Source organism: Actinoplanes oblitus, from assembly GCF_030252345.1.
Lineage (GTDB): Bacteria > Actinomycetota > Actinomycetes > Mycobacteriales > Micromonosporaceae > Actinoplanes > Actinoplanes oblitus.
In genome coordinates this window covers 9,424,726-9,448,643 of sequence record NZ_CP126980.1, presented here as the reverse complement: position 1 = coordinate 9,448,643, position 23,918 = coordinate 9,424,726, and the positions used below count along the sequence as shown (strand labels likewise).

Annotated in this window: 21 protein-coding genes; 11 read left to right on the top strand and 10 right to left on the bottom strand. The window is 69.6% G+C overall.

All coding sequences use genetic code 11. The features are described 5' to 3' along the window. Window positions 1–400: 400 nt before the first annotated feature. The 6 genes from dacB to folE all read left to right on the top strand — a co-directional run bounded on the left by dacB (window position 401) and on the right by folE (window position 7,505). Window positions 401–1,810, top strand: a complete 1,410-nt coding sequence (gene dacB / locus Actob_RS42155) for a D-alanyl-D-alanine carboxypeptidase/D-alanyl-D-alanine endopeptidase (protein WP_284917544.1) — start codon at window positions 401–403, stop codon at window positions 1,808–1,810. 66 nt (window positions 1,811–1,876) lie between these two features. Beyond that, window positions 1,877–2,935, top strand: a complete 1,059-nt coding sequence (locus Actob_RS42150; RefSeq protein ID WP_284917543.1) for a zinc-dependent metalloprotease — start codon at window positions 1,877–1,879, stop codon at window positions 2,933–2,935. 2 nt (window positions 2,936–2,937) lie between these two features. Beyond that, window positions 2,938–3,912: a tRNA lysidine(34) synthetase TilS gene (gene tilS, locus Actob_RS42145; protein ID WP_284917542.1), complete on the top strand. Its 975-nt coding sequence runs from the start codon at window positions 2,938–2,940 to the stop codon at window positions 3,910–3,912. A 64-nt stretch (window positions 3,913–3,976) separates the two neighbouring features. After that, complete coding sequence (gene hpt, locus Actob_RS42140) at window positions 3,977–4,552, top strand: hypoxanthine phosphoribosyltransferase (RefSeq protein WP_284917541.1); 576 nt, start codon at window positions 3,977–3,979, stop codon at window positions 4,550–4,552. A gap of 296 nt (window positions 4,553–4,848) precedes the next feature. After that, on the top strand, window positions 4,849–6,861 hold the full coding sequence (gene ftsH / locus Actob_RS42135; RefSeq protein ID WP_284917540.1) for an ATP-dependent zinc metalloprotease FtsH: 2,013 nt from the start codon (window positions 4,849–4,851) through the stop codon (window positions 6,859–6,861). After that, on the top strand, window positions 6,858–7,505 hold the full coding sequence (gene folE / locus Actob_RS42130) for a GTP cyclohydrolase I FolE (protein ID WP_284922518.1): 648 nt from the start codon (window positions 6,858–6,860) through the stop codon (window positions 7,503–7,505). The genes ftsH and folE overlap by 4 nt, the downstream gene beginning before the upstream one ends. 1,054 nt (window positions 7,506–8,559) lie before the next feature. Here the strand turns inward: folE and Actob_RS42125 are convergent. From Actob_RS42125 to Actob_RS42115, 3 genes are read right to left on the bottom strand one after another with little or no spacing between them, the layout of a single operon-like run. Beyond that, entirely contained in the window at window positions 8,560–8,820 is a 261-nt protein-coding gene (locus Actob_RS42125; protein WP_284917539.1) for a hypothetical protein, read from the bottom strand. 26 nt (window positions 8,821–8,846) lie between these two features. Continuing rightward, window positions 8,847–9,542 carry a hypothetical protein gene (locus tag Actob_RS42120; RefSeq protein WP_284917538.1) on the bottom strand — a complete coding sequence of 232 codons (696 nt, stop codon included), beginning with the start codon at window positions 9,540–9,542 and terminating at the stop codon, window positions 8,847–8,849. Next, complete coding sequence (locus tag Actob_RS42115) at window positions 9,539–12,136, bottom strand: FtsK/SpoIIIE domain-containing protein (protein WP_284917537.1); 2,598 nt, start codon at window positions 12,134–12,136, stop codon at window positions 9,539–9,541. Before Actob_RS42115 ends, Actob_RS42120 begins: the two co-directional genes overlap by 4 nt. A 214-nt stretch (window positions 12,137–12,350) precedes the next feature. Between Actob_RS42115 and Actob_RS42110 the strand changes: the two genes are divergently transcribed. Next, complete coding sequence (locus tag Actob_RS42110; RefSeq protein WP_284917536.1) at window positions 12,351–12,893, top strand: hypothetical protein; 543 nt, start codon at window positions 12,351–12,353, stop codon at window positions 12,891–12,893. A 1-nt stretch (window position 12,894) separates the two neighbouring features. Here the strand turns inward: Actob_RS42110 and Actob_RS42105 are convergent, their stop codons facing one another. Genes Actob_RS42105 through Actob_RS42075 form a run of 7 tightly spaced genes read right to left on the bottom strand, consistent with a single transcriptional unit; the run spans window position 12,895 to window position 21,259 of the window. After that, window positions 12,895–13,497 carry a hypothetical protein gene (locus tag Actob_RS42105; protein ID WP_284922517.1) on the bottom strand — a complete coding sequence of 201 codons (603 nt, stop codon included), beginning with the start codon at window positions 13,495–13,497 and terminating at the stop codon, window positions 12,895–12,897. After that, the gene (locus Actob_RS42100; RefSeq protein ID WP_284917535.1) at window positions 13,497–14,618 is read right to left on the bottom strand and encodes a M23 family metallopeptidase; all 1,122 of its coding nucleotides are present in this window, start codon (window positions 14,616–14,618) and stop codon (window positions 13,497–13,499) included. The genes Actob_RS42105 and Actob_RS42100 overlap by 1 nt, the downstream gene beginning before the upstream one ends. After that, window positions 14,615–15,136 carry a hypothetical protein gene (locus Actob_RS42095; RefSeq protein ID WP_284917534.1) on the bottom strand — a complete coding sequence of 174 codons (522 nt, stop codon included), beginning with the start codon at window positions 15,134–15,136 and terminating at the stop codon, window positions 14,615–14,617. The genes Actob_RS42100 and Actob_RS42095 overlap by 4 nt, the downstream gene beginning before the upstream one ends. A 27-nt stretch (window positions 15,137–15,163) precedes the next feature. After that, window positions 15,164–17,131 carry an MFS transporter gene (locus Actob_RS42090; protein ID WP_284917533.1) on the bottom strand — a complete coding sequence of 656 codons (1,968 nt, stop codon included), beginning with the start codon at window positions 17,129–17,131 and terminating at the stop codon, window positions 15,164–15,166. 1 nt (window position 17,132) lies between these two features. Beyond that, window positions 17,133–20,567 (bottom strand): ATP-binding protein, encoded by a 3,435-nt coding sequence (locus tag Actob_RS42085; RefSeq protein WP_407653507.1) that lies wholly within the window; start codon window positions 20,565–20,567, stop codon window positions 17,133–17,135. Between the two features lie 31 nt (window positions 20,568–20,598). Beyond that, the gene (locus Actob_RS42080) at window positions 20,599–20,961 is read right to left on the bottom strand and encodes a hypothetical protein (protein WP_185038179.1); all 363 of its coding nucleotides are present in this window, start codon (window positions 20,959–20,961) and stop codon (window positions 20,599–20,601) included. Window position 20,962: 1 nt separating this feature from the next. Next, a complete protein-coding gene (locus Actob_RS42075) occupies window positions 20,963–21,259 on the bottom strand; it encodes a hypothetical protein (protein WP_185038178.1) in 297 nt (98 codons plus the stop codon). A gap of 363 nt (window positions 21,260–21,622) precedes the next feature. Here Actob_RS42075 and folP point away from each other — a divergent pair, with 363 nt between their 5' ends. Genes folP through Actob_RS42055 form a run of 4 tightly spaced genes read left to right on the top strand, consistent with a single transcriptional unit; the run spans window position 21,623 to window position 23,907 of the window. After that, window positions 21,623–22,432, top strand: a complete 810-nt coding sequence (gene folP / locus Actob_RS42070) for a dihydropteroate synthase (protein WP_284922515.1) — start codon at window positions 21,623–21,625, stop codon at window positions 22,430–22,432. A gap of 55 nt (window positions 22,433–22,487) precedes the next feature. Further along, window positions 22,488–22,853, top strand: coding sequence for a dihydroneopterin aldolase (gene folB, locus Actob_RS42065; protein ID WP_284917532.1), 366 nt, complete (start codon window positions 22,488–22,490; stop codon window positions 22,851–22,853). Then, on the top strand, window positions 22,850–23,377 hold the full coding sequence (gene folK, locus Actob_RS42060) for a 2-amino-4-hydroxy-6-hydroxymethyldihydropteridine diphosphokinase (protein WP_284917531.1): 528 nt from the start codon (window positions 22,850–22,852) through the stop codon (window positions 23,375–23,377). The genes folB and folK overlap by 4 nt, the downstream gene beginning before the upstream one ends. After that, entirely contained in the window at window positions 23,374–23,907 is a 534-nt protein-coding gene (locus Actob_RS42055) for a DUF3180 domain-containing protein (protein WP_284917530.1), read from the top strand. The genes folK and Actob_RS42055 overlap by 4 nt, the downstream gene beginning before the upstream one ends. Window positions 23,908–23,918: the final 11 nt, after the last annotated feature.

The window sequence follows — 23,918 nt, the reverse complement described above, 5'->3', positions numbered from 1 at the left end:
GCAGGATCCGCGCGCAACGGTGTGCCGGATGTCGCTAGTCTCCCCTAAGTCTGACGCCACGGGCGAGGAGGGGCGTGTGACGAGGCAAGATTCACAGAACGGTCCGGACCACAACGGCGTGTCGGACGGGTCAAACCGCCCGGATGCCGGTAAATGGCAGCCCGGCTGGGCCAGTGTGCCACCCGGAGGCCCTGGTCGGCCCGGTGTTCCGCAGGTTCCACCGGCACCGCCGCCCGGAGTTTATGGAAAAGCCTCGGTTCCGCTGAACACCGCGCGTCCCGCGTCGCCGGCGCCGGCCGGTTCGGCGGCGAGGCCGCCGGCGGGATCGCCGGACGGTGACGGCGACGGCCCGGTCAGGACCGGCGGGGACCGCGATGTCCGTACGCGACTCGTGGCCGGCGTGGCAGCCGGCGTCGTCCTGGTCGTGCTCGCCGTGGTCGGCCTCGTGGTGCGGCCCGGCCCGGTCGACGGCTGGCTGAGCGCCGAGTCGGCGGCGCCCAGCCGGGCCGCCGCCACCCCCGACCCGAAACCGACACCGGTGCTGGCCGCCGTCGCCGCGCGCGGCGAGGTGCCGAGCGCGGTCGCCGTCAAGGAGGCCCTCGACCCGCTGATCGGCGCGGCGGCGCTCGGCGACAACGTGCACGCCTCGGTGGTCGACGTCGCGTCCCAAGAGCTGCTCTACTCGCGCGACGCGGAGGTGCCGACCACCCCGGCGTCCACCACCAAGCTGCTCACCGCGGTGACCGCGCTGGCCGCCCGGGGCCCGGCCTACCGGCTGGCCACCCGGGCGGTGGCCGGCACGAGCCCCGGCGAGGTGGTGATCGTCGGCGGTGGCGACCCGACCCTGGCGATCAACGCCAAGGGACAGTTCCCCGGGGCGGCCCGGCTGGACAAGCTGGCCGCCCAGGTGCGCAAGGCGATGGGCGACACCCCGATCACCAAGGTGACCGTCGACATCTCGCTGTTCACCGGTCCGGAGACGGCGATCGGCTGGGACTCGGAGGACATCTCGCCGCTCGGCCAGGTGGCCCGGATCCAGGCGCTGATGACCAACGCCGGTCGGATCACCCCGGTGCACAACGAGCACGGCGGCGACCCGCGCTTCGCCGATCCCGCGCTGGCCGCCGGCCGGGCCTTCGCGAAACTGCTGGACGTCCCGGCGGAGAAGGTCGGCAAGGGCAAGGCGCCCGCCACGGCGGACGCCGCGGCATCGGCCCCCGCGGCCGGCTCCGCGCCGGGCCGGGAACTCGGCCGGGTGGAGTCGCCGCCGCTGGTGCAGATCCTCGACTGGATGCTGCAGCAGAGCGACAACACGCTGGCCGAGGCGGTGGCGCGGCAGGTGCCGCTGGCCGCCGGCCGCGAGGCGAGCTTCGACGGCACCTCCGAGGCGATGGTCCAGAAGCTGCGCGACCTCGGCCTCAACGGCGACGAGGCGGATCTGTACGACGGCAGCGGCCTGTCCCGGCACAACGGCATCAGCCCCGCCTTGCTGGTGCAGACCCTGTCGCTGGCGGCCGGCGGCACCAAGCCGGAACTCTCCGCGATGTTCGACGGGCTGCCGGTGGCCGGCTGGTCCGGCACCCTGCGCACCAGGTTCGTCACGCCCCGGCCGAACCGCACCGCGCAGGGCGTGGTGCGGGCCAAGACCGGCACGCTGAGCGGGGTGAACACGCTGGCCGGGGTGCTGGTCACCAAGGACGGGCGGGTGCTCGCGTTCGCCCTGATGGCGAGCGGCACCTCGGACGCCGGCGCGGCCAAGTCCGCGCTGGACAAGGTGGTGGCCCGGCTGGTCGCCTGCGGCTGCTCCTGATCCAGGGGCCGCCCTTGCGGGTTTCACCGGAGTGCGCTGTGGAGTCGCGCGGGTACTGTCGGCTCCATGGCGCAGTTCGTTGATTGGGATCTGGCCGCCGCGACCGCGGGCGCGCTGTCGAAATCCGGCCCGGCGGTCTCCTACGACGAGGCCGCCCAGGTGGTGTCCGAGCTGCGGGTGCTGACCGACGAGGCGGCCGGGCACGTGGCCGCGTACACCGGTCTCCGCCCGCAGGCCGAGGCCGCACCGGTGCGGGTCGTCGACCGTCGCGACTGGGCCAAGGTGAACATCGCCGGCCTCCAGCAGGTGATCACCCCGCTGGTCACCAAGCTCTCCGGCGACCGGCAGCCGGGCGCGTTCGCCGAGGCGATCGGCTCCCGGGTGACAGGCGTGCAGGCCGGCACCATCCTGGCGTACCTCTCCGGCCGCGTCCTCGGGCAGTATGAGGTGTTCTCCGCCGACCCCGGCCAGCTGCTGCTGAACGCGCCGAACATCGTCGAGGTGGAACGCAAGATCGGTGCCGACCCGCGCGACTTCCGGCTCTGGGTCTGCCTGCACGAGGTGACTCATCTCACGCAGTTCACCGCGGTCCCCTGGATGCGAGGCTACTTCCTCGGCCAGGTGCAGGCCTTCGTCGACGCGTCGCAGGGCGGCGAGCACATGCTGGAGCGGATGCGCCGCGGCATCGCCGACCTCTCCGACGCGCTGCGCAACCCGGAGAGCCGCGTCTCGGTGCTGGACATCGTCCAGACGCCGGGGCAGAAAGTGGTGCTGGACCGGCTCACCGCGCTGATGACCCTGCTGGAGGGGCACGCCGAGTTCGTGATGGACGGTGTCGGCCCCGAGGTGATCCCGTCCGTCGAGTCGATCCGGGCCAAGTTCAACCGCCGCCGCGAGAGCGGCAACCCGCTGGAGAAGACCATCCGCCGGCTGCTCGGCATCGAGGTCAAGATGCGGCAGTACGCGGAGGGCCGCAAGTTCGTGCACGGCGTCGTCGAGCGGGTCGGGATGGACGGGTTCAACCGGATCTTCGAGTCCCCGCTGACCCTGCCCGCGCTGGACGAGCTGGGTGACCCGGACGCCTGGGTGACCCGGGTGCACGGCCCGCGCCCGGTCCTCGACTGACCGTGGCCCGGATCCCGGCCCCGGTCGCCGCGGTCCGCACGGCGGTCCGCCGCGGACTGTCCGACCTGCCGGCCGGCGCGCTCGTGCTGGTCGCCTGCTCGGGCGGCGCCGACTCGCTGGCGCTGGCCGCCGCGGCCCGGTTCACCCACGACCGGGTCGGTCTGGTGACCGTGGACCACGGCCTGCAGGAGGGCTCCGACCGCCGCGCCCGGTCGGTGGCCGCCTGGGCGCGGGACGCCGGCTTCGATCCGGTGCGGGTCCGCACCGTCACCGTCGCCGGCCTGCCCGGCGGTCCGGAGGCGGCCGCCCGCACCGCGCGGTACTCCGCCCTGGAGGCGGTCGCCGCCGAGCTCGGGGCGGCCGCGGTGCTGCTCGGGCACACCCGCGACGACCAGGCCGAGACGGTGCTGCTGGCGCTGGCCCGGGGCGCCGGGCCGCGCGGGCTAGCCGGGATGCCGCAGCGGCGCGGGGTGTTCCGCCGCCCGCTGCTGGACGTGAGCCGCTCGGACACCCGGAAGGCCTGCGCCGCCCTGGGCCTGGCGCCCTGGGAGGACCCGCACAACACCGATCCGGCGTACGCCCGGTCCCGGGTCCGTGGCTCCGCGCTGCCCACCCTGGTCGCCGAGCTGGGCCCGGCCGTGGTGGACAACCTGGCCCGGACCGCCGCGCTGGTCGCCGCGGACAACGCGGCGCTGGACGAGCTGGCCGACGCGGCCCTGGAGCAGGCCCGGTCGGTGGCCGGGCTGTCGGTGCCGGCGCTGGCCGGGATGCTCGCCGCGATCCGCGGGCGGGTGCTGCACCGGTGGGCGCGGGAGCTGGGGGCGCCCGGGGGCGCGCTGGCGTACCCGCACGTGGCCGCCCTCGACGCGCTGGTGACCGGCTGGCGCGGGCAGGGGCCGGTCTTCCTGCCCGCCGGGATCGCCGTGACCCGGCGAGGAAGTGACCTCGTTCGGGTGGTTCCGGCACATATCAAGTGAGGTCGCCGCACGGAATCCGGCCCCGTTTGGCCATCGGTAACCTCGATGCGGCAGGCTTAGGCACATGGCTGATGGCTCTTGGTACGACGCCGACATCGACCACGTGATCATCTCGGAGGAGCAGATCCGCGAGAAGATCGACGAAATGGCGAAGCAGGTCTCGGTGGATCACGCGGACGCCACCGACGGCATCCTGCTGGTCTGCGTGCTGAAGGGCGCGGTCATGTTCATGGCCGACTTCGCCCGCTCGCTGGGCCGGCACGGGCCGTCCACCGAGATGGAGTTCATGGCGGTGTCGTCCTACGGGCAGGGCACCACCTCCTCCGGTGTGGTGCGCATCCTGAAGGACCTGGACCGGGACATCGCCGGCCGGCACGTGCTGGTCGTCGAGGACATCGTGGACTCCGGGCTGACCCTGTCCTGGCTGATGAAATACCTCGAGTCGCGGCAGCCGGCCAGCGTCGAGGTGGTCGCCCTGTTCCGCAAGCCGGACGCGGTGAAGGTCCAGGTGCCGGTCCGCTACGTGGGCTTCGACATCCCGAACGAGTTCGTCGTCGGTTACGGACTGGACTTCGCGGAGCGTTACCGGGAGTTGCCCTACGTGGGCGTACTGAAGCCGGAGGTCTACGCCCGTAGCTGAACCGTTTTCTCAGCGTGTTCTCAGTAATGGTGGTTATGGCCGGTTTTATTGCTGAAACGCGCTGGATTGCGGGGGGTTACGTGGAGTTCGCCCTCCGGCCTCACGGGTTCGCAAACCGTGCCCACGGTGTACGGTCGAGTGACCGATGGCGCGGTGTCACGAGCGCTGGAGGGGCCAGGAGTGATTCACCGTCACCAAACGGGGGAATTGATCCCGGCGGCCGCCGGTGGGCGGCGACGTTGAGGTGACCAGGACGCCGATCAGGAGGGTCCGGGCGCTTGGCGCCCGACAACAGTATGGAACGTACGCGTTTCTTCCGCCGCCCGGTGGTCTGGATCATTCTGGTGATCATCGGCGTAGTCGCGCTGAGCTCGATCTTCACCAGTGGTCCGAGCTACCAGCGAGTTGATACTTCGGTCGCGCTTGAGCGTCTGAACCAGCCCGGCATCGAGAAGGTCGTCCAGAAGGACAAGGAGCAGACGCTCCAGATCGACCTGAAGGATTCCGAGCAGTTCAACGGCAAGACCACGGACAAGATCGAAACCCAATATCCGTACGAGGTCACCAGCGACATCTGGGATGACGTCCAGCAGGCCAAGTCGGCCGGCCGGATCACCGGGACGATCAACACCACCGTCTCCGGTGACAACATCCTCCTCAGCCTGCTGATCAACCTGCTGCCGATCGCCATTCTGGTGGTCCTGCTGCTGCTGTTCATGTCGCAGATGCAGGGTGGCGGCTCGCGGGTGCTCAACTTCGGCAAGTCCAAGGCGAAGATGATCACCAAGGACACGCCGAAGACGACGTTCGCCGACGTGGCGGGTGCCGACGAGGCGGTCGAGGAGCTCCAGGAGATCAAGGACTTCCTGCAGAACCCGGCCAAGTACCAGGCGCTGGGCGCCAAAATCCCGAAGGGCGTGCTGCTCTTCGGTCAGCCCGGTACCGGTAAGACGCTGCTGGCCCGCGCGGTCGCCGGCGAGGCCGGGGTGCCGTTCTACTCCATCTCCGGCTCGGACTTCGTGGAGATGTTCGTGGGTGTCGGCGCCAGCCGGGTCCGCGACCTCTTCGAGCAGGCCAAGTCGAACGCGCCGGCGATCGTCTTCGTGGACGAGATCGACGCGGTCGGCCGGCACCGTGGTGCCGGCATGGGTGGCGGCCACGACGAGCGCGAGCAGACGCTCAACCAGCTGCTCGTCGAGATGGACGGCTTCGACACCAAGGGCGGCGTGATCCTGATCGCGGCCACCAACCGGCCGGACATCCTCGACCCGGCGCTGCTGCGCCCGGGCCGGTTCGACAGGCAGATCCCGGTGGACAACCCGGACATGGAGGGCCGCAAGGCGATCCTGCGGGTGCACGCCAAGGGCAAGCCGTTCACGCCGGACGTCGACCTCGACTCGGTGGCCCGCCGCACGCCCGGTTTCTCCGGCGCCGACCTGGCCAACGTGATCAACGAGGCCGCCCTGCTGACCGCGCGCAACGAGAAGCGGGCCATCTCGAACCACTTCCTCGAGGAGGCGATCGACCGGGTCATCGCCGGCCCCGAGCGCCGCACCCGGGCGATGAGCGACAACGAGAAGAAGATCACCGCGTACCACGAGGGTGGGCACGCGCTGGTCGCCTACGCGCTGCCGCACTCCGCGCCGGTGCACAAGGTGACGATCCTGCCGCGTGGCCGTTCGCTCGGCCACACGCTGGTCCTGCCGACCGAGGACAAGTACACCCAGACCCGGGCCGAGATGATCGACACGCTGGCGTACGCGCTGGGTGGCCGGGCCGCCGAGGAACTCGTCTTCCACGAGCCCACCACCGGCGCCGGCAACGACATCGAGAAGGCGACAGGCCTGGCCCGCGCCATGGTCACGCAGTACGGCATGAGCTCCAAGCTGGGCGCGGTGAAGTACGGCACCAGCAACGACGAGCCGTTCCTGGGCCGCAACATGGGCCACGAGCGGGACTACTCGGACGCGGTCGCCGCCGACATCGACGCCGAGGTGCGCGCCCTGATCGAGCTGGCCCACGACGAGGCCTGGGAGATCCTGGTCGAGTACCGCGACGTGCTGGACAGCATGGTCCTCGAGCTGATCGAGAAAGAGACCATCACTCGCGAGGACATGGATAGGATCTGTGCCCGGGTGCAGAAGCGCCCGCCGATGTCGCCGTTCAACGGCTTCGGCAAGCGTCTGCCGTCGGAGGCCCCGCCGGTGCTGACCCCCGCCGAGCGGGACAAGCTGAAGGCGCAGGCCGAGTCGGATGGTCAGCTCGCCGTCGGGCCGAACGCCAACGGCGCCGCGGAAGGCAGCAACTGATCAGTACGCAAGACGAACTCGACTACCTCGCCGCCCGGCTGGTCGACGGCAAGCTCACCGGTACTCCGGTGGAGCAGGCCGTCGACCTCGGGCGGATCGAGAAGGCGGTCCGGGAGATCCTCATCGCGATCGGTGAGGATCCGGACCGGGACGGCCTGGCCCGCACTCCGGCCCGGGTCGCTCGTGCCTATGCGGAGCTCTTCGCCGGCCTGCGAGTGGATCCGGCGACAGTGCTCACCACCACCTTCGAGGCGGACCACGAGGAACTCGTGCTGGTCCGCGACATCGAGGTGCAGAGCATGTGCGAGCACCACCTGCTGCCGTTCAAGGGCGTCGCGCACATCGGCTACGTCCCGGGCACCGACGGCCGCATCACCGGTCTGTCGAAACTCGCCCGCCTGGTCGAGGTCTACGCCCGCCGCCCACAGGTCCAGGAGCGGCTCACCTCGCAGATCGCCGACCTGCTGATGGCCCAGTTGGGTGCCCGCGGGGCGATCGTCGTCCTGGAGTGCGAGCACCTGTGCATGGAGATGCGCGGCATTCGCAAGGTCGGCGCCCGCACTGTCACCTCGGCGGTGCGCGGCGCGTTCCAGACCGACGGCAAGGTCCGAGCCGAAGCGATGGCCCTGATCAACGCGCGTTAGCTGACCGGCTCCGCTTCCCCTCGCGGCAGACGCTCCATAACCGGTGAGGAAGCAGGCGAGATTCCGCCATCCGCACACGTGCGGCGTCGGCGTTGGAGGAGCTGGCCAGGACGGTGCGGGCGGAGCGGAAGATCCCGCGGGCGTCGCCATCTCACTTGCCTCCTCACCGGCGGCGTTTTGCCTGCCTCGGGTGCCGCAGCAGCCAACCGAACCCGGTCCGCCCGCTCGTAACACCCGTTGGTAGCGCGGTGCCTGATTACCCGCCAAGCCGTCCTGACCTCCCTGCGCCGACCCGACTCCGGACCCGCCGCGCGTGGCACCTGCTGAACATGGTCAGCGCCAGCCCATCGACCTAGTCGCCCCCGGCTGGCCCTGACGGTGGTGTCCGAACTCAAAGACCACCGTGAACGCCAGCCCGTCGGTCGCGGCTGGTCGTGGTGGTGGTGTCCGGGCTCGTGAGGCCACCGTGAACGCCAGCCTGTTGGTGGCGGCTGGTTGTGGTGGTGGTGTCCGGGCTTGGGAGGCCACCGTGGGTGCCAGCCTGTTGGTGGCGGCTGGTTGTGGTGGTGGTGTCCGGGCTTGGGAGGCCACCGTGGGTGCCAGCCTGTTGGTGGCGGCTGGTTGTGGTGGTGGTGTGCGGGCTTGGGAGGCCACCGTGGGTGCCAGCCTGTTGGTGGCGGCTGGTTGTGGTGGTGGTGTGCGGGCTCGTGAGGCCACCGTGGGTGCCAGCCGGGGTTGGGTCGGGAGTGGGCGGGGTTTCGGGGTGGGGTCGGGTTTAGGGTTGGCGGTCGTGGCCAGCCGCGGACGTCGCCCTGGAGGGTCGGGCGTTTTGGACGCGCCAGCGTCCTGCCCGGCCCGGAAGGGTCCCTGGCGGGAGCGACGATCAGTGATCAGCGCGGATCCGAGTCATCGATCTTCTGATTCTGAAGTCGAGGTGAATGGGTTGTCGCGCGCGTCGTCATTGCCGGCGGGCGCGCCGTGGAAGCCGTGGCATCGGCTCGGTCCCTGCGTCAGCGGCTGAGCTGCTCAGCGGCCGGCTCCCGGGTCGGCGCGGTCAGATCATGTTGCGGAACTGGTTGGCGGACTCCATGGCGGCCCGGGTCAGCTGGGTCGCCTCGTCCAAGCGGGTGCGGGCCTGCTCCAACTGCGCGATGGCGGCCGTGGTGGTCGGGTGGAACGAGCCGACCGCTGTCAGCCGCAGCAGCGCCAGGGACTGATCCAGCTGGTCGGCGACCGCCTGGATGCCGGCGATCGCGCGTCCCGCGCCGTCCACCGAGGCGGCGAGGCTGACCTTGACTTCCTCGACGTTGGCCATGATCTCGTCGGCTCCGCTCTGTCGCTTCAGTGGAAGATGGCTTGCAGGCCGACACCCATGCAGGTGAGCAGCACCGGGGTGAGGCAGGCGACCACACCGGCCACCGGGGTGCGGTCCACCGGGACGCCGGCCTTCTCGGCGTCCGGGCCCCAGACGAAGCCGATGGTGGCGTAGCCGAGGCCGAACGCCAGCAGCGGCATGCTCAACCCGCACAGCAGCGTGTACGTGGGCAGTGAGCCGCTCGGTGCCACCAGGTAGAGGATGATCTGCACGAACAGCACGGCGGCCGCGAACGGGCCGTAGACCAGCAGGTTCCGTGCCCAGGGGCGGGACGGGCCGATCGGGGCCGGGCCGATGAAGGCGTGATCGGCGGCGTCCGCGGTGACCCGGGCCTGCCGGAGCGCGGCCAGCACCGCGTCGGGGCCGCCGGTCACCGCCGCCAGGGCGCTGGCCCGCTCGCCCTCCAGCGGCACCAGGTCGGCTGCCGGCACGCCGAAGTCGCGGATCAGCCGGGCTTGCTGGGGAGCGAGCCGGGCGCGTACCGAAGAAAGCTCCTGCCGGGCCGTGTTGATCGTCGCGGCCTGTTCGCCGGCGACCGAGCTCGCCGCGCGACGCACCACGTCGAGCTCCCGGGCGGCGGCCAGGTAGGCGGCCCACGGGCCGCTCGACGGCGGGGAGGCCTGGGCCGGCACGACGCCGCTCTGCTCTGCCTGCTCGGTCATGGGTTCGCGCCTTCCGGCTCTTCCGGCTGGACGAAGGGGACCACCGTGACCGTGCGGTCGGTGTGCCGGTCGTGCAGCAACGCCCGGTTCGGGCGGGGCTGCCAGTCGACCGGGCGGCCCAGCAGCAGCGTGACATCCGACTGCGGAACGTTGAGGAAGAGCAGGCCGGCCACGTCCTCGCGGCCCATGCTGCCGCCGGTCTCCTCGCCGAACCGGCGCACCCCGCGCCACCAGGAGAGCAGGTGCGCGCCCCGGCTCGGCCCCTCGCGCAGCAGCTGGCGCAGGCCGGTCAGGCTGCCCGGCGGGGCGGCGTCCATGCCGAACACCACGTAGTAGCCCGGCTGCTCGGAGGAGAGCTCGGCGGGCAGCCCGGCCGCGTCCACCACGACCACCTCCTGCCGGTGGCTGATCTCCGCGGCCAGCGCGGCGGCGAGGGCATCACCTTCGGCGACCAGCGAGGCGATCACGAACCGGGCCGTCCGCGGCGAGTGACAGGCCGCGACGCTGCGGGCCGCCGCCTCCAGCACCTCCGAACCGGCCGCGTGCGAGCCCAGGATCGCCAGGTGCCGGCCCGGCGACGAGTCCAGCGGGAAGGTGGCGGTGGACAGGCTCACGTCGATGATCCGGCCGACCAGGGCGGTGGGCCGCCCGGACCGGCCGGCCAGCGCGGCCCGATAGACCGGGTCGTCGGCCAGATGCTGATGCGCGTAACCGGCGAAGATCCGTGGCGGGACCGACTCCGGATCGCGTGCGCCCCACAGCTTGTGCCGCAGGTCGCTGAGCAGCTCCTGGTCGGCGTGCGGATCGGGGAAGCGGACCACCCGCTCGTGACCCCGGGTGGCGCCGCGCGGGCCGCCCAGCCCACCTGCCGTGTTTACCACGGCGCTGCCCAGCGGCAGGCCGGCCGCCGAGTCGTTGGTCGGCTCCAGCACGTCGCCGCCGCCCGGCAGCGCGATCCGCACCGGGAACTGCCCGAAGATCGAATCGCGTTTGGCGTAGAGCGCCTCGACGCCGAGCACCGTCTGGCTCGCCAGGACCAGATGAATACCGTACGACCTGCCCTTGCGGGCCAGCGACTCGAGCAGGCCCACCGCCTCGGTGGCGGTCGGATCGTTCCCGGCCAGCAGCACCTGGAACTCGTCGATGACACACAGGACCCGGGGCAGCGGGCGGCCCCGGCCCTCCTCGGCGGCCACCGCGCGCAGGTCGGCGAAGCGGGAGACGCCGGCCCGCTTGTACGCCATCGAGCGGCGGCCCATCTCGGCGTCCAACTCGCGGAGGACGGCCAGCCCGTACTCCCGGTCGGACTCGACGCCGACCGCGCGGGCATGCGGCAGCCAGGTCCGGTCCCGCTGGGTCGGGACGAACTCGGCGAAGGACACGCCCTCCTTGAAGTCGAGCAGGTAGAGCGCCAGCTCGTCAGGGGAGTAGCGGGCACCCAGGCCGTAGAGCACGTTGATCAGGAAGGCGGTCTTGCCGCCACCGGACCGGCCGCCCACCATCCAGTGCGGGGTCAGATCGTTGAACCGGAGCACCAGCGGCACGTCGCCGTGATGCCCGACCACGGTCTCCACCCCGCCCGACGCGTCCGCCGACCACAGCTCCTCGGTCGGCTCGGGCAGCAGGTCGGCCAAGGTGACCCGGGAGGCCGCCGCCGAATGCGCGGCCAGCTCCTGGCAGACCGCGTCGACCAGGTGCGGCGGCGGATCCTCGTCCAGGAAGACCGGCGCGTTCAGCCAGGGCGCCTCCGGGGTCGCGCCGAAGGATCCCCCGGGCGGGTCACCGACCACCGCGAACGGGTTACGCACCGAGACCGCTGTGGTGCGCGGCAGCGGAGCCTGAGTGGTCTCCGCGGTCAACGGTGGCGGCGGCCAGCCGGCCACGATCAGGTGCAGCCCGGAATCCGGGCCCTGCTGGGCGAGCGCGGCGATGCGGCGCAGCTCCTCGCCCTCGGTCAGCTCGGGCAGGCTGGCGATCACCACCAGCAGCATCCGATCCCGCCGCTTCTTGCCACCACGGGCGGGCCGCAGCCACTTCTCCGCCTCGGCGAGCACGTCCCGCAGGCCCTGCCGATCGGTGGCCGGCGGTGACATCAGCCCGGCGTCGGCCAGCTCCTCGAACGGCTGGAAGACCGCGCCGCCACCCACCCCGTCGACCGCCCGGACCAGCAGCGACCCGGCCGGCGCCGCCGCGAACAGCCGCAGCAGCACGGCCCGGAGCAGACCGAACACCCGGGGATCGGTGGCGCTGGCGTCAACGGTGAGATGCCCGACCCCGAGCAGCGGCACGATCGCCGGGAACCGGACGTCGTCCAGCGGCTGGGCCACCCCGATCCGGACGAACTGGGGCGGCTGCCCGCCACCGAGCGGCGCCTTGGGCGTCAACGCGTCCAGCGGCGCCCCGAGCCACCCCGGAGCGACCTGAGCCGCCGCGACCCGCAACTGCTCAGCCAGCCGATGCTGCTCGCGCGGGTCGGCGGCACTCGGCGCGAACGCCTCCAGCGCGGCGGCGGCCGCGTCCGCTGTCGCCACCGCTTGCCGGTGCAGAGCAGCGGCCTGCCGGACCCGCAGAGCCGAATCCGCCACTGCCGTCACCTCCTGTCGCGCGCATAAAACCTATCCCAGACCAGCGGTGCTCCACGCAATGCGGTCCCGGTGTGGTGCCCGGGCCCGGGTCTCAAGGATGCCCGCCCGTTGTGTCCTAACAGGAACCGTCGGTGATCGGTACGGGGTGGAGTGCGGTGGGGTTCGAGAGTTTGGCGCGCGGGCTGTCGTGATGGGACGGCGGGGAGGAATTAGTGTCGTGGGTATGCAGCCGCTTGAGCCGGAGTTCCGTCCTGGACCGATGCCGTCGGGGTTGTCTGCGGTGCCGGGGGCTGGTGTTGGTGGTGGGGGGTTCAAGAGCAGGCGTACGAGGTTGTGGCTGGCGTTGGGGGCCGGGATTCTCGCGGTGTTGTGTTTGGGTGGGGTTGGTGTGGTCGTCTCCCTCTATGACAACGCCACCAAGGTCGAACGAACAGACCCGAGCGTCGTGCTAGATGCTTTCTTAGGCGCATTTTTGGTCTATCGAGATGATCGGCAGCTTGAGGAGTACGCCTGCAAAACAGGCGGCAACTTCAGTCAGCTCGGCAGTTTTCGCGACGGTATCCAGCAGGCCGAGTCGAAGCATTCTGTCGAAATCTCGATCACCTGGAGAAATGTCAATGCAAGCGTTTCCGGCGAGCGCGCAGTCGCGACTGCCGAAGTCGTTCGAACGGTAGCGGGTGGGTCGGAAGAGACTGTAGACGTGTGGGAATTTGGAATGGTCAATGATGGCGGTTGGCGGGTATGCTCTGCTACGCCTGGAAGGTGAATCACTCGATCCATAGCAGGTCCGCCGCGACTTCTAGAGTTTGTGGAACCCTCCCGCTCCAAGACCATCGATACCACTCAAGTTCCGTCGTCACTCGAGCGCAAATATCGCCATTGTCGCTAGTGTATAGCTCCGTGATAGCGCGAAGATCTCGTTGCTCACCGCCGTCATCAAGGAGCCTGACTGCACGTCGCCCCGTCAAGGAGCCGGCCTGATCGGCCGCCTGCGGAGTTCGTCGCGGTGGCTCGTCTAGGGAGACCAAGCGTGACTCGCTGCGCGGATTCATGCTCGGTGTAGCCGCCATACCTAATTCTTCGACCCATATTCTGTCAATCGGTACAAGTGCGGCAAATACTTCGGTTTGTTCGGATTCGGCTCGATACCATTCCGACTCTGGCATAATTGGAATATAGGTACGGCTTCCCTGGATGACTTTCTCGTCAGCTCGGAGATCGCCCCGCCAGCCATGTCCGGGTACTCCGGTTATCACTCGGCGCCCCCGCGTTTGGCCGCTCATTGTTGCCGGTGTTGGAACAATCGGACGCGGAGGATCTATTCCCCAATCTGCGAGATGGGAGAAGGGATCTGGTATGTTCTCGGCCATCATCCTGCGTTGCCTAGGGGTGCCCCATGCCGTTGCATGAACGGTACGGGGTTAACTGCTCCTGCACTTGATCTGTCATTGTTCAAGTGCACCTCGAAATGGAGGTGCGGGCCTGAGGAGTTTCCGCTGGTGCCGACCTTGCCCAAGACCTGGCCGGCCTCCACCTTCTGATTCTTGTGAACGAACGGTCGCTGCACCATGTGACAGTAGCGGGTCATCACATTCCCGGCGTGCTGGATCTCCACCATCCATCCGCAGCCGCCCTTGCCCGGATAGCCATCGACGTCGCAGGTCTTCCGGCCACTGAAGTCCTCGTCGCACTTGACCATCGACACGATGCCGCTGGCGGCGGCCACGATCGGTGTGTATCGCCCAATGATCAGGTCGACGCCCTGGTGGTTGGGACGATCCGGACTGCGGAACCCAGAACCGACCTCCGCATGCACCGGGACGGTCCAGCCGGAGGCGGCGATCTGCCCACCCGCCGCGCACACCATGGAGACGGAGTTGCCCACAGCGTTCGCTGCACCATGAGCAAGCTTGTTCACCATCTGAGTGGCGGCCTGCTCATGCTTGGCGTAGGCGTCCGGATAGGCGCTGATCTGTACGGCCTGTGCTGCACGGGTCAACGATTTCTTGTCCCAGCCACGAACCTTCTTGAGCTTCTCGTAGAACTTCGTGCTGGCATAAACCGGATCGCGGACCTGGCGGGGCGTACCCCAACCGGAACTGGGCCGCTGCTGAAACAGACCGAGCGAATCGTGGTCGTTCCGGGCGCCCAGATCGCCGAGGTTGACGAGCCCTGACTCCTGCATCGCGGTGGCCACCGCGATAACCCAGGCGCGGGGCGGCAACTTCAGCTTCGCACCGGTGCTGATGATGATGGCGGCGTTGCGGACCTGCGCCGGGCCGTACTCGTCGACGCTGGGCAGCTTGGCGCTCGGGTCGATCGGGCCGCCCTCGCCGCATCCGAAGGCGGCGGAACTGAGATCACTCTGCTCGTCTTTGTCGTTCAGTCCGCTGAACAGGATCACCGTGGTGGCTCCACCGCAGCACAGCAGCGCCAGCGTCGCGACAACTGCCACTAGGAGAACGATCCTGCGGGGCCGCCGGAGAGTCATGCCGCTGCCCAGTCGATGCCGTCGACCAGCCAATGACCGTCCGGGGCCACCAGGCGGAGGCTGAGCCGGCCAGAGTTCACCGTCACCACCGCATTGACCATCGTGTCATTGACCGCGCTCACGCTGGGTCGGCCGACCACCCGGTCAGCCGGGACGCCGGCCGGATCCACCCCTCGGAGTTGATCCGCGAGATCAGCCGTGGCGTTCGGCAGCAGCCGGTCGAGCCACTTCTTCGAGGTGACGCCGGTGTGGCTCACCCATGCCGAGGCGAACGCGTAGGCCACCGCTTCGGGCTCAGCGCGCCCCGGGCTGGTTCTGGGTGTTGGTGGCGCCTCGGACGAGACCACACTGTCGTCCTCGGAAGGATCGATGCTGATCGCCGGAGCCGGCGATCCCAGCCCGAGCGACGGTGAAGCCGACTCGCCGTCCGAGAAGAGACGGCCGACACCGACCACGGCCAGCACGATGGCGATCAGGACGAGCGCTATGCCCAATCGCGAACGGAAAAGAGCGTTCAACGCGCGAGCGACTATTCCCGACATGCGTCACCTGGCCTCGGAACGCACCCGCGGAGTCGCCGGTTCCTCGGTGGTGGCACCCGTTTCCGGCCGATAGATCGCATAGGAGGCGGGGCGTTCCGCGACGTCGGGCTCGGTCCATTCGGCGTTACGTCGAGTCCGAGTTGGGACGGGGCGGCTGGTTGTCTCCACCACAGGCTTGTCAGTGCGCACAGTCTCGGTGCCGTCCGGACGCGTCGGAAGCGCGGGCCTGGACTCATCTGGCGTAGCGCCTACCGTCTCGCCTCGAGTAGCCGCTGCGTGCGCGGGATCCTCAAGTCGGGCCTCGGGGCGCAGGTTGCGCTGTTCGACGAAGACTACGCGACCGTCCTTGCCGATGATCGGTTCCCGCGTTCCGCCCCCTTCAGCAACCTCAAGCTTCGCAGCCTCACGCATGTCGCGGAAGAAACGACGGTGCCAGGAGCCGGCGGAGGCGATGGCCGCTGCACTGTCCTTGCCGCCGAGCTGAGTGATGCGGCGATATGGGCGAAGCAGCAGCCAGCCGACCACGCCACACAGCCACACCAGAACCACTTGCAGCCATCCGGGCAGGGTTGCTGTGTTCATGATGAGGTCGACGGCAAAGAGATAGATCGCTGCACCGGTGCCGAAGATGGCAATGTTGAAGATGGCCGCCACTACGGCATTGCCGAGCCGTCGGATACCTGCACTTGCAGGTCGAAGGAGGCCAACCGTGCCAAGGATGGGTGCTGCAATGACCGCCCAGCGGAATATCAAGAAACCAAGCAACACCAGTATGGAGGCAGTGAGGTCGAACATAGCGAACATCGCGGCTGCAAGGACTGCGACGAACCCCGAACCGATCCGTTCCATTCCTTTCGCGCCTTGAAGGTACTCGTATGCCTCAGGGTCCTCCGTCTTGATTTGCTCCGCGACGGCGGTCCATTGGGCGTTCTTACGGCTAAGGATCCCATCCCGAAGAGCTGGCTGCTTCCTTATGGTTTCCGCTTCATCCCATCGCAAAGAATGTGCACTGTAAAGTGCCATTCCGTATTTCTGTGCAGTCTCGCTATCTGCGGATCCAAGAACGCCTCGCAGCCAGTTGCGATAGAGAACAGTCTCGGTGGCTGTATCGCTGGCGCGTACGGCCGGGGGCCGCTTGTCGGTGCACGCATCGGCTTTTCCGAGTATGCAGTCGGCTCCATTCTGGGCAGTCTTTGGCTGGGGTCCGATGGCGCCATGAATTACGTTCAGCGATGTCACCAGCGTTTGATCCGCCAAGTTGGCCGACTTTACTGGCCATGCTGCGATGGCTGTAACGCCAACCATAACGAGAATTGCCCAGCCTGCGGTTGTGGTGGCGGCGCCCATGTCCGCCTGCCGCGAACGCCAGATAAGATAGAGTCCTACGATTGCGAGCGTGATCACTCCGAAGACCGTGAAAACCTTTTGGTATACCGCGGTGGTCGCCTGCTGTACGAGTGTGTCTGCCCAGCCCCAGAGGGACTGAGGATCCCAGGCTCGCTCGCGGAGTGCGTTTGAAGCCCCGATGATTGCGGTCGCCAGCATGAATTCGCCGTTGGCAATAGTTGATTCGACGTGAGAATCTGCTTCGGTTATTGATGCTATGCAACCGCTATTTGGATCGTAATTGGGGAAGTTGTATCCGGAATATCCATAGAGCGTGTACATGCCCTTAGGGCCCGGCTCGGTTGACGCCTCCGGCATCTCCGTGAACCAGCCCGCCAAGCCGGAATCTGGTGTACTTGGGGTAGGTGCATTATCGCAAGTCGTCTTGTTGCCGACAGCATCAACGAGCCGGTCAACGCACTGCTGAGTGTTGTTTTTCCACTCATTCAAAGTGCAGGCTTCGGTAGGCTTGGGAGGTTTATTTGGAACCGCGTAAGCGTTAGATGGGGCGGCGACTGCCCAAGCGACCGACGCCACCACCATCATCACCAAGGTCGAAAACAGCGCCAACCCCCGCCGCACCATCTCAAACCTCCAGGTCGGACGGTAGCGGCACCACCGCAGGCTGTGCCGCCCCAGGCGTCGTGTCCAGGTGCTCCAACAAACCCTCGACATACGAAACGTCGACGCGGATCTTCTGCACCCGCCCGTCCACGTCCCGCATCACGAACTCGCGGAAGCCCAACCGATGCTGGGACGACGTGTCCACCTGGGACAGCGAGGCGAGCGTCGCCTCGTACCCGTCGTGGACCGGCACCCGCAGCAACCGCAACGCCTCGGATGCGATCTCCTGGTCCTCGGCGATCCGGCCGACGAAGACCGTGGAGACGAGGTTCTGCACGTCCAGGCCGAGGATGTCGCGCGGGTTCTGCGAGGCGACCAGCGCGGCCAGGTTCCATTTCCGGGAGTCGCGGGCGAGCCGGACCAGGAACGAGCGCCCGGACCGCCAGCCTTCCATGAAGTGCGCCTCGTCGAGGCCGACCATCTTGCGCGACGACATCGAGCCGCCGTAGCAGCGGCGGACCGCGAGCCGGTGCGCGGTGTGCAGCATCGGCAGGGCGAGGGACTCCTCGGCTGACCAGTACTCCCGCTCGATCTTCAGGTCGGGCAGGCGCAGGCCGGCCATGGTGATCACGGTGAGCGCGGCGTCGGCGCCGAGCAGGTGCTGCGGCGGGCGGCCGAAGAAGAGCAGCGCGAGCGGCATCTCCGCGGTGTCCAGCAGCAGGTTGGCCAGCTCCCGGCCCTCGTCGTCGTCCAGGCCCTGGAGGGTGGCGACCACGTCGTCGAGGGTGGACGTCTCCTCGGCCGGGACCTGCCGTACCGCGTGCCGCAGCAGCGTCGCGGTGGACGCCTCCTTGGCCACCTGCGGCGGCACCAGCATCGAGCAGATGTCCTGGACCAGCATGCGGCGCTCGGCCCGGGCGTTGGAGACGGCGATCTCGTACTCCCGGTCGCCGGCCGGGCCGGTGGAGAACTCGGAGCGGATCGGGGTGGGGATCAGCGCGTACGGCGCCAGCGTCCCCTGCTCGGAACCGGTCAGGTTCAGCACCCGCGAGTACGGCCGCAGCTCCGGCATCTGGCACAGCCGGGCGAGCGGCCCGGACGGGTCGAGCAAGGTCACCTGCACGCCACGTCGGGCGTTCAGGTAGCCGAGCGCGCCCATCAGCGTGGACTTGCCACCACCCGGCTCGGCGACGAAGACACCGAGCCCGGAGCGCTCTCGCACCTCCATCGGGAAGTGCAGGTCGAGGAAGACCGGCCGGCGGCAGGTGCCGGCGGTCCGCCCGATCAGGTCGCCGCGCCGGTCCCCGACCGTGGAGGCGGCCTGTGGGAGCGCCGCGGCCAGCAGCTTGACCGGCATCCGCCGGACGTAGCCGGTGTTGGCGATCGGCTCGCCCGGGATGAACTCGCGGGCCAGCTGGTCCTGGTTCTTCGGGTGCTGCAGGGAGATCCGCAGCTCGCGGGAGTAGAGCTGGATCAACCGCCGGGCGCGTTCCAGGCACTCCTCGCGGTTGGCGCCGCCGACGGCGATCCGGTGCCAGCCGTGTGCCCGGGCCGAGTCGGTGGGCAGGCCGGTGGTCATCTCGTCGCCGATCACCAGGGCGCGTTTGGCCAGGCGCTCCAGCTCCGGCGGGGCGTCGATGCCGTGCTCGGCGTAGTCCAGCTGCTGCGACCGGATCATCCGGAGCCGGTGTTCCAGGTTCTTGAACGAGCTGTTCGAGCCGAGGATGTCGATCCGCGAGGAGAGCTCCATCGGCCACGGCAGCCGCTCGTGGAAGTGCAGCCACGGCTCGTGTTTCTCGGGGATCTCCAGCGGTTCCATCCGGCCGACCGAGAGGACCGCGACGTGGCGCTCCTCGCCGGTCATCCGGTTGACCAGCTTGACGGTGGAACCGTACGGCGTGCGGTAGCGCTCGACCTGCTCGGTGAGCGCGAGCAGGTCACCGGTCTCCCAGTGGCCGTTGGAGACCGGGGAGAGCAGGCCGGGCGGTGCCATGCAGAGCGCCACCGAGCGGAACAGCAGCCACTCCAGCTCCTGCGGGGTGACCCGCCGTCCGCGCATGCCGAACGCGTTCAGCACCTCGTCGAACTGCTCGACGGTCCGGCCCAGCTTGCGCCGCTCGTTCTCGGACGTGCCGCGGCCGAAGACGCGCAGGATCCGCTCGGAGAACGTGTCGCCGAGCGAGCGCCGGGCGAACGTGACACCGAGGTACGTCTGCCCCTCCGCGTGGCTCATCGAGAGCAGGTGACGCTGCGCCCCGACCATGTGGTCCGACCACGAGGTGGCGCCCTGCACGTCGGGCAGCGGCCGGCTGGTGAACGAGTCGACGGTGCGGGCCCACTCGTCGGCCGGGAACGGCCGGGTGGTCCGCCGCAGGTGCAGCCGGAACCCGGCCAGGCCGGCGTACTGCTCGGAGATCGCGCTGAGCAGCGCCTCGCGCTCCGCGTCCGGCCGGAACGCCCAGCGCACCTCGGGCAGGTGGTACCACGCCGTCACGGTGCCCTGCGTGAAGGTCAGATGCCCGGCGATCTCGCTGATCGCCAGCTCGATGGCCGGATCGCGGTCGCTGAACTTGAGTTTCTGCGGCCGCAGCGGCGCCGGTTTGGCGGCCTTCGGCTCCGACCGGCGGGCCGGGGCTTTCGCCTTGCGCTTGGCCGGGGCCTTTTCCGGTACGGGCACCGGCAGCGCGGGAGCCGGCGCCTGGACGAGCGGAGCCGGCGTGGGTGCCGCGACCGGAGCCGGTGGTGCGGCGGCGATCGGCGGCGCCGGCTGCGGCGGCCACTCGTCGAACTCGGCCCAATCGTCGGCCCCGGGCGCGTCCGGAACGGAAGGCCCGCCGGGAACGGAAGGCCCGAAGGGAACCGGAGGCCCGAAGGGGACGGAAGGCCCGCCCGGAACCGAGGACCCGTTCGCACCGGTGTGGCCGTCAGGAACCGGATGCCCGCCAGGAACGGACCGGCCGTCCGGGCGAGTCGGCGCGCCCGCGGCGGCGGGACCGGCAAGGGCGGGTGCTGACGACCCGTTGGCGGCGGGTGCGACCGGAGCCGGGTAGAAGTCAGGGTCCGGCGCGACCGGAGCCCGGGTGAGGGACGCGCCCCGATACCCGTTCGAGGTGGGCGGCGCCGAGTGCCCGTTCGCCGTGGCCGGAGCATGATGCCCGTTGGTCGGCTCCGGGTTCGCCGGAAGATCACTCGGACGGGTGGGCGCCCCGGTCCCGCCGAAGAGGTCGAGGAACGGCGAGTCGATGTCCATCGCGGTGTCCATCGGCGCCCCCGTCGGCCGGACCGTGTGCGGCGCCTGGAACACGGCGACACCACCGTGCCCGGGCGCGGCCACCAGCTCTTCCACGTCTTCCAGTGATTCTGCCGAGGAGTAGTTGTCCGGGCGCACACCGTTACTTTGCCTGCCCGGCCTCGAGGCGTCCGCGCCGGGATGCCCGCGCGGAATGTTCCCGGTCATGCGTCAACACCGCCGAGGATGGCCAAACTGGTCATACCAACTCCTCCCGGACCCGGATGCGAGTGGCGACAAGTCGTGGATCGCGTTGCTCCACGGCGGGCTCGCGGGTGCGGCGCCAGTCGGTGAGCGCGGTGCGGATGACGACACGAGCCGGCCGGTCCGGGTCGACATGCCGGAACACGTACGACGTCGAGACCATGGCGAGGGCGATCTCCCAGGCCGGGAACGGGTCGAAGTCGAGCGTGATCAGGTAGTGCAGGGCCATGAAGAGCGGCACCAGCGCGACGAACATGCCGTACTGCGCGTACGGCAGGTGGACGGGCAGGGTGTAGCCGGGCGGGCCGAGATAGACCAGGCGGGCCCGGTAGATGTCGTCGTCGGTCCGGAGCCGCATCTCAGTTGAAGATCAGCTTGATCAGGTAGTCGCCGACGAAGAAGAGTGTCGCCGCGCCGGCGATGAAGGCCAGGCCGACGATGGCGATCGCCGAGCTGGTGAGGACCTTGGACACCTCACCGCGGCTGGCCCGGCCGATGAAGATCACGCCGAGCACCGCCAGCAGGATCGGTGCGATGTTTTTCGCAAAGAAAGTGACGATGCCCGAGGTGTTGATGCCCGTGGGCTCCGCGGCGGCGGCGAGCACACCGCTATGGAACGCCGTCGCGACCTGTCCGGCGAGCTCGGTGGCGATCATCGGTAAACCTCCCCGTGTCCGGTATGGGGGGTGCGGACACGCTGCAGTGGTAAAGCCTTGCGGCAACGCCCATATCGTGCAGCCTGTAGCTCACCACGTCGAGTGAGCCGTTCGGGCACTGCCATGCTCGTCTGCTCTCTTCGGTTACTTCATGATGCCCAGTTCCGAAGAGTACGGCCCGTACTTGCGAGCAACAAGCGTCCGTTTCGTTACCCAAGGTGAAGGAATGGATGAATCAGCGTCATGGCGCATCGTACACCTGTTCGAACGACCCCGGCCCCGTACTCTCGACGAGTGCTGACTCCGCGGACAGAGGCCCAGGTCATCGGCGCCGAGCTGGTGCACCGGGACCACCCGGTCGTGATGGGCGTCCTCAACGTCACGCCGGACTCCTTCTCCGACGGCGGCCGCTGGGCTGATCTTGAAGCTGCCGTCGAACATGGCATTTCGCTGTCCCGGCAGGGCGCCGACATCGTCGATGTCGGCGGCGAGTCCACCCGCCCCGGCGCCGAGCGTGTCGACGCCGCCACCGAGACGGCCCGGGTGGTACCGGTGATCGAGGCACTGGCCGCCGCCCGGATCCGGCTGAGCATCGACACCACTCGCGCGGCGGTGGCCGAGGCGGCCCTCGCGGCGGGCGCCGTGGTGATCAACGACGTCTCCGGCGGGCTGGCCGACCCCGGGATGGCGGCTGTCGCCGCGGCCGCCGGCTGCCCGTGGATCCTGATGCACTGGCGCGGGCACTCCCGCGACATGCAGCGGCTGGCCGACTATCAGGACGTGGTCGCCGAGGTCCGCGACGAGCTGCGGGCCCGTGCCGACGAGGCGATCGCGGCCGGTGTCGACCCCGGCCGGATCATCCTCGACCCGGGTCTCGGTTTCGCCAAGACCGCCGAGCACAACTGGGCGCTCAGCGCCCACCTCGACGTCCTGATCGACCTCGGCTTCCCGGTCCTGTTCGGGGCCAGCCGCAAGACCTACCTGGGCCGGCTGCTGGCCGCGCCGGACGGCACGCCGCGTCCGGTGGACGGCCGCGAGGCGGCCACCCTGGCCACCTCTCTGCTGGCGTTCGCCGCCGGCGCCTGGGGCGTCCGGGTGCATCAGGTCCGCGAGACCGCCGACGCGTTGGCAGTGTGGCGCGCGACCGGGTCGCCGCGACTCGGCAAGATCTAGACGTACGCCCACAGCCCCGCGCCCAGCGGGGATCGAGTTGATTGCGGGGAACCGGGTGACCGGACAGATCACGCTGACCGGGCTGCGTGCCCGCGGCCGGCACGGCGTCTACGACTTCGAGCGCGAGCGGGGCCAGGACTTCGTCGTCGACGTCCGGCTCGACCTGGACCTGAGCCGGGCCGCCGCCACCGACGACGTGGCCGACACCGTGCACTACGGCGAGCTGGCGACCGCCCTGGTCGAGGTGCTCACCGGCGAGCCGGTGAACCTGCTGGAGCGGCTCGCCGACCGGCTGCTCGACGTCTGCCTGGCCGACCGTCGGGTGGCCGCCGCCGAGGTCACCGTGCACAAACCGCAGGCCCCGATCCCGCACGAGTTCGGCGACGTCGCGGTCACCCTGCGGAAGGCGCGTGCCGCGTGAGCCGGGCGGTGCTGTCCCTCGGGAGCAACCTGGGCGACCGGCTCGCGCACCTGCGGGCCGCGGTGTCCCTGCTCGGCGGGAGCGTCCGGCTGGTCTCCGGGGTCTACGAGACACCACCGTGGGGCGACACCGAGCAACCGGCGTACCTCAATGCGGTGATCCTGGTCGAGGACACCGCGGCCGGACCGCATGACTGGCTGCGGCGGGCCCGGGCCTGTGAGGCGGCCGAAGGCCGCGAGCGCGACCCGGAACGCCGGTTCGGACCGCGCACCCTGGACGTCGACGTGATCACCGTGTGGGATGCCGACGGCCGGCCGGTGCTCAGCGCCGACCCCGAGCTGACCCTGCCGCACCCACGGGCCCACCTGCGCGCCTTCGTGCTGCGCCCGTGGCTCGACGTGCAGCCGGCCGGCGAGTTGCCCGGGCACGGCCCGCTGGCCGCTCTGCTCGGCGCGCCCGAACTCGCCGCCGACGTCGCCGCAGTGACGCCGCGTCCGGATCTGTCGCTAGAGTCGATGGTGTGAGCGCCAACCCCGACGATTCCCCCCACGGACGCCGGACCGACCCGTCGCTGCACCCGACGAGCGTCTCCGCCCTGGTGCTGGCGGCGCTGATCGGTGCCGCGCTGGGCTGGCTGCTGCTCGGTTACAACCAGTTGTTCTACCGGCTCACCCCGCTGCCCTGGACGGCCGCCGTGGTGCTGGTCGCGCTCGCCATCACCGAGGGCTACCTGGCGCAGAACACCGCCGCCCGGATCCAGCGCAAACCCGGCGCCCCGCCGGTCGAGCCGCTGCTCGTCGCCCGCTACGTCGCGCTGGCCAAGGCGTCCTCCCTGGTCGGCTCGCTCACCGCGGGCTTCTCCGCCGGCGTGCTGGCCTGGCTGGTGCTGGAGCCCACCGACGCGGCCAGGTCGGACCTGCCGACGGTGGCCACCACGCTGGTCGCGGCGGCCGCCCTGGTCGGCACCGCGCTCTGGCTGGAGCGGGCCTGCCGCGTTCCGGACCGGCCGGACCGCCAGGACGACGACTCGGACCGGCCGACCGGCCGGCGTTGACCGGCGTCGAA

Bases quoted from the DNA above. Each gene is read 5' to 3' on its own strand.
- Actob_RS42150 (WP_284917543.1), top strand. From the start codon at position 1,877: ATGGCGCAGTTCGTTGATTGGGATCTGGCCGCCGCGACCGCGGGCGCG.
- hpt (WP_284917541.1), top strand. From the start codon at position 3,977: ATGGCTGATGGCTCTTGGTACGACGCCGACATCGACCACGTGATCATC.
- ftsH (WP_284917540.1), top strand. From the start codon at position 4,849: ATGGAACGTACGCGTTTCTTCCGCCGCCCGGTGGTCTGGATCATTCTG.
- Actob_RS42125 (WP_284917539.1), bottom strand. From the start codon at position 8,820: ATGGCCAACGTCGAGGAAGTCAAGGTCAGCCTCGCCGCCTCGGTGGAC.
- Actob_RS42120 (WP_284917538.1), bottom strand. From the start codon at position 9,542: ATGACCGAGCAGGCAGAGCAGAGCGGCGTCGTGCCGGCCCAGGCCTCC.
- Actob_RS42110 (WP_284917536.1), top strand. From the start codon at position 12,351: ATGCAGCCGCTTGAGCCGGAGTTCCGTCCTGGACCGATGCCGTCGGGG.
- Actob_RS42105 (WP_284922517.1), bottom strand. From the start codon at position 13,497: ATGGCCGAGAACATACCAGATCCCTTCTCCCATCTCGCAGATTGGGGA.
- Actob_RS42100 (WP_284917535.1), bottom strand. From the start codon at position 14,618: ATGACTCTCCGGCGGCCCCGCAGGATCGTTCTCCTAGTGGCAGTTGTC.
- Actob_RS42090 (WP_284917533.1), bottom strand. From the start codon at position 17,131: ATGGTGCGGCGGGGGTTGGCGCTGTTTTCGACCTTGGTGATGATGGTG.
- Actob_RS42085 (WP_407653507.1), bottom strand. From the start codon at position 20,567: ATGACCGGGAACATTCCGCGCGGGCATCCCGGCGCGGACGCCTCGAGG.
- Actob_RS42080 (WP_185038179.1), bottom strand. From the start codon at position 20,961: ATGCGGCTCCGGACCGACGACGACATCTACCGGGCCCGCCTGGTCTAT.
- Actob_RS42075 (WP_185038178.1), bottom strand. From the start codon at position 21,259: ATGATCGCCACCGAGCTCGCCGGACAGGTCGCGACGGCGTTCCATAGC.
- folP (WP_284922515.1), top strand. From the start codon at position 21,623: ATGGGCGTCCTCAACGTCACGCCGGACTCCTTCTCCGACGGCGGCCGC.